This window comes from Moritella sp. (assembly GCF_013215705.1).
Lineage (GTDB): Bacteria > Pseudomonadota > Gammaproteobacteria > Enterobacterales > Moritellaceae > Moritella.
The window spans coordinates 1-2,455 of sequence record NZ_JABSQR010000055.1 but is presented as its reverse complement, the minus strand read 5'-3'; the positions used below and the strand labels follow the sequence as shown (position 1 = coordinate 2,455).

1 protein-coding gene, 2 tRNA genes and 2 rRNA genes are annotated in these 2,455 nt (G+C 42.3%); 2 read left to right on the top strand and 3 right to left on the bottom strand.

Annotated features, from left to right (window positions below; translation table 11 throughout):
• Window positions 1-78: 78 nt before the first annotated feature.
• Together HRT96_RS21865 and HRT96_RS21860 are read left to right on the top strand one after the other, a co-directional pair.
• Window positions 79-153: transfer RNA gene (locus tag HRT96_RS21865), tRNA-Gln, on the top strand.
• A gap of 79 nt (window positions 154-232) precedes the next feature.
• Window positions 233-317: transfer RNA gene (locus HRT96_RS21860), tRNA-Leu, on the top strand.
• Between the two features lie 157 nt (window positions 318-474).
• Here HRT96_RS21860 and HRT96_RS21855 read toward each other — a convergent pair.
• The 3 genes from HRT96_RS21855 to HRT96_RS21845 form a co-directional block, all read right to left on the bottom strand.
• Window positions 475-1,501 (bottom strand): IS630 family transposase gene (locus HRT96_RS21855; RefSeq protein ID WP_293160819.1). Its coding sequence is split into 2 segments (ribosomal slippage): window positions 475-1,044 and window positions 1,046-1,501, totalling 1,026 coding nucleotides; the frame shifts between segments, so codons are not numbered across the junction.
• 411 nt (window positions 1,502-1,912) lie between these two features.
• Window positions 1,913-2,028, bottom strand: a 5S ribosomal RNA gene (gene rrf / locus HRT96_RS21850).
• A 127-nt stretch (window positions 2,029-2,155) separates the two neighbouring features.
• Window positions 2,156-2,455, bottom strand: a 23S ribosomal RNA gene (locus tag HRT96_RS21845); the annotation flags it as partial.

Genomic DNA, 2,455 nt, shown 5'->3' with positions numbered 1-2,455 from the left:
TGTGAGAGTTCAAGTCTCTCTTCCCGCACCATTTTTTCTTTCGAGGTTTACTTCGAATGAGTAGATAAACATTTTAGTTGGGATATAGCCAAGCGGTAAGGCAGCGGGTTTTGATCCCGTCATTCCAAGGTTCAAATCCTTGTATCCCAGCCAACTATTCTTCTCGTTAGAAGCGAGTGATGTTATAAGAAATTCACCCTTTTTATAATGTTAAGCAGTAAAGATTTAATATGCGGGGGTGGCGGAATTGGTAGACGCGCTAGATTTAGGTTCTAGTATCGCAAGGTGTGAGAGTTCAAGTCTCTCTTCCCGCACCATTCTTCTTGTAAGAAGAATGCCAGTTAAATAAAGTAAAAACTTAAACAGTCGCTTAATTGCGATTTTTTTTGGTCTGTAGAAAGGCGAAACGCAGTTTTGCGAACAGACTAGCGTGATCGCTAATGCCGCCACGGCGTGTGATACCAAATGCATTAATCAATTGACCAGATTGATCCAGTCTCTATTACATAATTTTGTTACTCGATTTTTGTCTTCTCTAAATCGATTCCATGCATTGCTGCATGCATCGACAATGTCTTCATATCCATCAAAGCAACGGTTTGCTATTTCATTTTGGCGCATCCATTGCCAGACTTGTTCTATTGGATTGAGTTCAGGTGAATACGGCGGAAGTTTCATGATTGATAAATTATCGAATTGGTCGCCAAGATAATCTTGATGCCAACTGGCACCATCCATAATCACAAGAGCATAACGATCAGGCGGTGTACATTGTGAAATTAATAATAAGTGTTCTCTCATTATTTCACTATTACTGTAAGGGGCTATGATAGCTTGCGTTTCTCCAGTGCTAGGACAAACTGCACCGAATAAATACGCATATTCAAATTGTTGCTGTTTAACGGCTCTTGGCCTACTACCTTTCGTTGCCCATAGCCGGGTTGTTGTATTTTGTTGACCAAATCTTGCCTCGTCTTGAAACCAAACATCGACGCGATCCAATGGCAAATAGGCAGGGGTGTTAAGGATCGTTTCCACTAGGAAGCTTTTTAAAAAGGAGTTGAGCGTTCATATCCTGTTTGGGGTGTCGTGAGCGGCTAGTTATCCATGAAAAACCTAAATGATGCAATAACCGATAAATATTCCTAATCTTATAACCAATATCGAATTTATCGGCTATAAACTGCTGAACGTCTTTCGCTTGTAGGCGACCACCGCTATCACTACGGCTAGCATCATCAACAAATTTAATGAGTAAAGTCTGTTGTTGAGAAGATAAACGAGGCGGTCGACCATAATGCGTTGCGTCTTTGAGTCCATCAATTCCTTGATTCAGATAGTTGGTCACCCAACTATTAACACTTCCTCGCGCTACTTTTAAATACTTAGCGATAGCCGTTCGCGATTCCCCCTCAACAAAGTGAGAGACAGCTAAATATCGAAGTCTTGTTCGACTGTTCTTTTCTGTTTTAGCTAAACGCTTAAGTTCCAATATAGGCATAAGATAACTACTATGAAATACGATGCATCATTAGATCATATCTTTAATGCAATTGGTATAAACACTTAAGTTCCAATATAAATATGTGGTCTTGTTGTATGTAGAAAAATAAATTAGGACAAGGCGATCACAATAACTTGCTACTGAGATTTAGAGCAACGATGTAATCATTGGTTTTAGCCAGGTCATGTGAACAGATAATTGTCGGAACTGATATCACTAAATAAGAAGAGAAGTTCCGTGCGAGTGGTAAATAGCATGGCAGAGCCTGTGCTAGATCAACCGTGTGAGTGGGTTGCACTGACTTCGTCAGCGGCAGGCGCTGGGAATGAGTCAATATCATGCCGGTCATTGCTAGACACATGCGAAAAAGGGCCCAGTCTTTCGACTGGGCCCTTTTTCTTAATGGGTGTCTAGCAATGACCTACTCTCACATGGGGAAGCCCCACACTACCATCGGCGCTAAATCGTTTCACTACTGAGTTCGGAATGGGATCAGGTGGGACCAATTTGCTATGGTTACTAGACTAAACTGTTGCTCTCTCTCGCTCTTTCAAGCCAAAGATAATTTGGAAATCTGATAAATTCGTGTTCTTTACAACAAGTATTCTTGAATACTTTTGAGGTGAAAACATAAAACACATTAGGTGTTGTATGGTTAAGCCTCACGGGTCATTAGTACAAGTTAGCTCAACGCCTCACAACGCTTACACACCTTGCCTATCAACGTAGTAGTCTCCTACGGCCCTTTAGGGAGATTAAATCTCCAGTGAGAACTCATCTCGAGGCTCGCTTCCCGCTTAGATGCTTTCAGCGGTTATCGATTCCGAACGTAGCTACCGGGCAATGCCATTGGCATGACAACCCGAACACCAGCGGTTCGTCCACTCCGGTCCTCTCGTACTAGGAGCAGCTCCTCTCAATTCTCAAACGCCCACGGCAGATAGGGACCGA